The sequence below is a fragment of the Kumtagia ephedrae genome (genome assembly GCF_003012745.1).
Classification (GTDB): Bacteria; Pseudomonadota; Alphaproteobacteria; order Rhizobiales; family Rhizobiaceae; genus Kumtagia; species Kumtagia ephedrae.
In genome coordinates, this window is the sequence record NZ_PXYK01000058.1 from 1 (window position 1) to 6,084 (window position 6,084).

Below are 6,084 nucleotides of genomic sequence, written 5' to 3' on the forward strand. Positions count from 1 at the left end.
CCAAGTTCACCATCTACCTGACCGACGAGAGCAATCTCGAAGGGTTCATGACGTCAGGCATCAGCCTCCCGTCGCCACCACCTGCCGCGACGCTGCTCTTCGTCAAGGCCCTGGCTTCGCCGCAGCTTACTGCTCGGACTTCTCGATTGCCTCGACGCCCTTCTTGAGGTCGGGATCGGTCACGTCGACCTTGCCGGCCTCGCGCAGCTGCTTGACCAGCGCGAAGTATTTTTCGCGCAGCACGAGCGAGCGGAACTGCTCCTTCACCTCGTCGAAGGCCGGAGGCTGCTTGGCGCGCTTGTCCTCGAGCTTGATGATGTGCCAGCCGAACTGCGACTGCACCGGCTCCTTGGTGTAGGAACCGACCTCGAGCGCGAACGCGGCCTTCTCGAATTCCGGCACCATCTGGCCGGCGCCGAACCAGCCGAGATCGCCGCCCTGGGCGCCCGAGCCGGGATCGCTCGACTTCTCCTTGGCGATGTCCTCGAACTTGGCGCCGCCGTCGAGCTGCTTGACGATGGCGTCCGCCTCCTCCTTGGTCTTCACGAGGATGTGACGGGCATGCACCTCGTTGGTGGGCGGCGTATCGGCGATTTCGGCGTCGTAGCGCTTGCGGATGTCCTCGTCGGTGATCTTGCCCGCGACTTCGTTTTCGATCACCTCGCTGTGCAGCGCCCGCTGCTGCAGGAAGGCCATGCGGCGCTGGAACTCTTCGGACTTGTCGAGACCCTTCGCCCTGGCCTCGTTGGCGAGCAGCTTGATCTCGATGATGGCCGACAGCGCGGCGGCGCGCTTCTGCTCCTCCGGCAGCCGGGCGAACTGCTGGTCGAGATCGGCCATCGCCTGGGTGAGGTCCGCTTCGGTGATTGTCTCTCCGGCGATCGTGGCAACGACCGTGTCGGCCGGCTTGCTGTCCTGGGCTTGCGCCGCGGCAGCGTTCAGGGCGAAAGCGGCGGCAAGACTCAAGCTGGCGAGCAAAGCGCTGCGGAAACGGAACATCATCAACTCTCCGGTAGGAAGACTGTTTGGCGGCGAAGCCGGTTAAGGTGGGAATGTGGCCGGAATTGCCGCCACTTCAAGCGTTGCCGCCACGTTGACATCGAAAGTGCCCCCTCTTATCTGTCCTTCGTCCTGGCGTCCAGACCGATTTCCGGGCGCCTATCCCGTTGCCGACCGCTCAGGTTCGAGCCGCGGGGCCGCCGGCCAAGCCCGGCAAAATGAATATCGAAAGGGCCATTGATGGTCAGTCTCGGCGGTTTCGCCCGTAAGATTTTCGGCTCCTCCAACGATCGTCGCGTCAAGGCCACCAGGCCGCGGGTGGAGGCCATAAACGCCCTGGAGAACGAAATGCGGGCCCTGTCCGACGAGGCGCTGCGCGCCCGTACCGAACAGTTCCGCCAGGATATCGCCAACGGCGCCACGCTCGACGACCTCCTGATCCCGGCCTTCGCCACCTGCCGCGAGGCGGCCCGCCGCGTGCTCGGGCTGCGTCCGTTCGACGTGCAGCTCGTCGGCGGCATGGTGCTGCACAATGGCGGCATCGCCGAGATGCGCACCGGCGAGGGCAAGACGCTGGTGGCGACGCTGCCCGTCTATCTCAACGCGCTGGCCGGCAAGGGCGTCCATGTCGTCACCGTCAACGACTATCTGGCTCGCCGCGACTCCGAATGGATGGGTCGCGTCTACGGCTTTCTCGGCCTGACCACCGGCGTCATCGTGCACGGCCTTTCCGACCAGGAGCGCCACGCCGCCTACGCCTGCGACGTCACCTATGCCACCAACAACGAGCTCGGCTTCGATTATCTGCGCGACAACATGAAATATGAGCGCGAGCAGATGGTGCAGCGCGGGCACAACTTCGCCATCGTCGACGAGGTCGACTCGATCCTGATCGATGAGGCGCGCACACCGCTGATCATCTCCGGTCCGCTCGAGGACCGCTCGGACATGTACAACACCGTCGACGCCCTGATCGTCACGCTCTCGCCCGAGGACTACGAGATCGACGAGAAGCAGCGCACCGCGATCTTCACCGAAGCCGGCACCGAGAGGGTGGAGAACCTGCTCAAGGACAACGACCTGCTCAAGGGCGAGTCGCTCTACGACGTCGAGAACGTCGCCATGGTCCATCACGTCAACAATGCGCTGAAGGCGCATCGGCTGTTCCAGCGCGACAAGGACTACATCGTCCGCAACGGCGAGATCGTCATCATCGACGAGTTCACCGGCCGCATGATGCCCGGCCGCCGCTATTCGGAAGGGCTGCACCAGGCGCTCGAGGCCAAGGAGCACGTCCAGATCCAGCCGGAGAACCAGACGCTGGCCTCCGTCACCTTCCAAAACTATTTCCGCATGTACAAGAAGCTGGCCGGCATGACCGGCACGGCGGCGACGGAAGCCGAGGAATTCGGCAACATCTACGGCCTCGAAGTCACCGAGGTGCCGACCAACAAGCCGGTGCTGCGCAAGGACGAGGACGACGAGGTCTACCGGACCGTCGAGGAGAAGTACAAGGCGATCATCCGCGACATCCGCGAGGCCGCCGAGAAAGGCCAGCCGATCCTGGTCGGCACCACCTCGATCGAAAAGTCCGAGCAGCTCGCCGAGCGGCTGCGCGTGGAAGGCGTCAAGGACTTCCAGGTGCTGAATGCCCGCTACCATGAGCAGGAGGCCGGCATCGTCGCCCAGGCCGGCCGCCCGGGCGCCATCACCATCGCAACAAACATGGCCGGGCGCGGCACCGACATCCAGCTCGGCGGCAATGCCGACATGCGCATCGCGCAGGAGCTCGCCGACGTCGAGCCGGGCCCGGAGCGCGACGCGCGCGAGGCGGCGATCCGCGCCGACATCGAACGGCTGAAGGATAAGGCGATCGCCGCCGGCGGTCTCTACGTGCTCGCCACCGAGCGCCATGAATCGCGCCGCATCGACAACCAGTTGCGCGGTCGCTCGGGTCGCCAGGGCGATCCCGGCCGCTCGAAATTCTACCTGTCGCTCCAGGACGACCTGATGCGCATCTTCGGCTCCGACCGGATGGACGGCATGCTGCAGAAGCTCGGCCTCAAGGAGGACGAGGCGATCATCCACCCCTGGATCAACAAGGCGCTGGAGAAGGCGCAGAAGAAGGTCGAGGCCCGCAACTTCGACATCCGCAAGAACCTGCTGAAATACGACGACGTGATGAACGACCAGCGCAAGGTCGTGTTCGAGCAGCGCCTTGCCCTGATGGACGGCGACAGCCTGGGCGAGACCGTCGCCGAGATGCGCCAGGACGTGATCGACGATCTCGTCGCGCGCTGCATTCCCGAGACCGCCTATGCCGAGCAGTGGGACGCCGCCGGCCTGAAGGACGGCTGCCGCGAATTCCTCAACCTCGACCTGCCGGTCGAGGAATGGGTCAAGGAAGAGGGTATCGACGAGGAACAGATCCGCGAGCGCGTCACCAAGGCCGCCAACGACGCCGCCGGGCAGCGCGCCGAGCGCTTCGGCCCGGAAGTCATGGCCTATGTCGAGCGCTCGGTGGTGCTGCAGACCCTCGACCGGCTTTGGCGCGAGCATCTGGTCAATCTCGACCACCTGCGCTCGGTCGTCGGCTTCCGCGGCTACGCCCAGCGCGATCCGCTCAACGAGTACAAGTCCGAGAGCTTCGAGCTCTTCCAGGCCCTGCTCGGCAATCTGCGCCAGGCGGTGACCGCGCAGCTGATGCGCGTCGAGATCGTGCGCGAGGCCGCAGAGGCGCCACCGCCTGAAGCGCCGCGGGTCTTCGGCCAGCACATCGACGCCACCACCGGCGAGGACGACTTCAACGAGGACAGTTTTGGCGACGCCGCGGTGCTGACCCGCGTCTCGGTCGACCGCACCGTGGCACCCGAGGAGCGCGATCCCTCGCAGCCCTCGACCTGGGGCAAGGTCGGCCGCAACGAGCCCTGCCCGTGCGGCTCCGGCAAGAAGTTCAAGCACTGCCACGGGGCGTTTGTCTGACGGCTGCCTGGCGCGACCGGACGGGGCCGCCAGCCGGACAGGGCCTGCCGCGCGCAGCATTTGGCTGAGAGCGAAGCCTCGCACCGTCAGCGCGACGCTCAACCCTTCCGCTCGGCCAGCTCGATCAGGTTCCGCAACGCCGCCACGCCCAGCCGGTTCATGTGCCTTCGCCCGAGCGCGATGTCGATGCGCATGGCGATCTCGTGCGGGTCGGCGCCCTTGAGGTCGGAAAGCCGCTCGATGCCGATCTCCTCCAGATAGGCGATCATCCTCGGCCCGATCGAATGGGCCTTCCGCATCCTGTCGCGTTCGGCACGCTCGATCATGGTTGCAGAGCCTTCCAGCAGGCCTCCACCCAACCGTTTCTTAACGTGTCGCGGCTAGACCGTCCTGATACCGGCGGAATTCGGAGAGTAACGCGTGCGCTTTTCCGCGGCAACGACGGCCGAAAGGCTTCTGCCCGAGCGCCTCGCTCTCAGGCTGCGGCCGCTCGTCGACCGCATCGACGCCGTGGTGCTGGCACCCGGCGAGCGCGGCGCCGCTGGCCGCATGTCGCTGATCGCCTTCGGCATCCGCGTTTTCAGCGCGACGATCGCCTTCCTCAGCCAGGTGCTGCTCGCCCGCTGGATGGGCAGCTTCGAATACGGCATCTTCGTGCTGGTCTGGACCACCATGGTGATCGCCGGCAACATCTCCTGCTTCGGCTTCCACACCTCGGTGATCCGCTTCATCCCGGAATACCGCGAGAAGGGCATGCTGGCCGAGCTACGCGGCGTGCTGCTGACCAGCCGGCTGTTCGTGCTGTTCGCCTCCACCGCCATCGCGCTCGCCGCCATGCTGGTGCTCCGGCTGTCGGCCGGACGGATCGAATCCTATTACGTATTGCCCTTCATCCTCGGCCTGTTCTGCCTGCCGATGATCGCGCTGTCCGACCTGCTGCAGGGCATGGCGCGGGCGCATTCCTGGGTCATCTCGGCGCTGGCGCCCACCTACATCACCCGCCCGGTGCTGATCCTTGTGTTCATGGCCGGCGCCCTGCTTCTCGGCTATCCCGGCTCCGCCGAGGTGGCGATCTGGGCGGCGATCCTGGCGACCTACGCCACCACGGTGATCCAGCTCGTCGGCACCACCGCCAATGTCGACCGGCGGCTGCCCGCCGGCCCGCGCAGCATCCACCTGAAAAGCTGGATCGCGGTGTCGCTGCCGATCTTCCTGGTGGAGAGCTTCTTCTTCATCCTCACCAATGCCGACGTGCTGATGGTCGGCATGTTCATGCAGCCCGAAGACGTCGCGGTCTATTTCGCCACGGTCAAGACGCTGGCGCTCGTCCATTTCGTCTATTTCGCGGTGAAGGCGGGGGTCGCCCAGCGTTATGCCCAGTTCACCCATGGCGACAGCGACCGGCTGGCCGGCTTCGCCCGCGAGACGGTGGCGTGGACCTTCTGGCCGTCGCTGGTGATGGCCGGCGTCGTGCTGCTGCTCGGCGAGCCGATGCTGGCGCTGTTCGGGCCGGGCTTCGCCGCCGGCTATCCGCTGCTGTTCCCGCTGGTCATCGGCGTGGTGGCGCGCGCCGCGGTGGGCCCGTGCGAGAGCCTGCTCACCATGAGCGGCAACCAGAACGTCTGCGCCCTCGTCTACGCGCTGACGCTGGCGCTGAACGTCGCGCTGAGCGTCGTGCTGATCCCGCTGTTCGGCCTGTGGGGCGCGGCCTTCGCCACGGCCATATCGATGAGCTTCGAGGCGGCGGCGCTGTCCTTCACCGCATGGCGCAAGCTCGGGATCGCCATGGTGATCTTCGCGGTGCCGCTTTCCGCCGGAAGGAACCCGTGATGGTCGCCCAGCCACTGATCGAGGAGATAAGCGGCGGTCCGGCGGGCGCGATGATCTCCGGGCTCGCCGGCCTGGGCGGCACCGCCGCCGAGCGGCCGTCGCATGAGGAGCGCATCGAAAAATCGATGAGCTTCGAGGCGGCGGCGCTGTCCTTCACCGCATGGCGCAAGCTCGGGATCGCCATGGTGATCTTCGCGGTGCCGCTTTCCGCCGGAAGGAACCCGTGATGGTCGCCCAGCCACTGATCGAGGAGATAAGCGGCGGTCCGGCGGG

General features: G+C 66.1%; 5 protein-coding genes. 3 read left to right on the forward strand and 2 right to left on the reverse strand.

The genetic code is table 11. The annotated features are described in order from the left end of the window. Positions 1 to 126 precede the first annotated feature (126 nt). Positions 127 to 1,002, reverse strand: coding sequence for a peptidylprolyl isomerase (locus tag C7I84_RS29105; RefSeq protein ID WP_106775707.1), 876 nt, complete (start codon positions 1,000 to 1,002; stop codon positions 127 to 129). Positions 1,003 to 1,239: 237 nt separating this feature from the next. Here C7I84_RS29105 and secA point away from each other — a divergent pair, with 237 nt between their 5' ends. Further along, entirely contained in the window at positions 1,240 to 3,981 is a 2,742-nt protein-coding gene (secA, locus tag C7I84_RS29110) for a preprotein translocase subunit SecA (RefSeq protein ID WP_106775708.1), read from the forward strand. Between the two features lie 98 nt (positions 3,982 to 4,079). On the opposite strand, the gene C7I84_RS29115 is transcribed toward secA, so the two are convergent. Next, positions 4,080 to 4,307: a helix-hairpin-helix domain-containing protein gene (locus tag C7I84_RS29115; protein WP_106775709.1), complete on the reverse strand. Its 228-nt coding sequence runs from the start codon at positions 4,305 to 4,307 to the stop codon at positions 4,080 to 4,082. Positions 4,308 to 4,401: 94 nt separating this feature from the next. Here C7I84_RS29115 and C7I84_RS29120 point away from each other — a divergent pair, with 94 nt between their 5' ends. Further along, positions 4,402 to 5,811, forward strand: coding sequence for an oligosaccharide flippase family protein (locus C7I84_RS29120; protein WP_106775710.1), 1,410 nt, complete (start codon positions 4,402 to 4,404; stop codon positions 5,809 to 5,811). Continuing rightward, positions 5,811 to 6,038, forward strand: a complete 228-nt coding sequence (locus tag C7I84_RS29125) for a hypothetical protein (protein WP_106775711.1) — start codon at positions 5,811 to 5,813, stop codon at positions 6,036 to 6,038. The genes C7I84_RS29120 and C7I84_RS29125 overlap by 1 nt, the downstream gene beginning before the upstream one ends. Positions 6,039 to 6,084 lie beyond the last annotated feature (46 nt).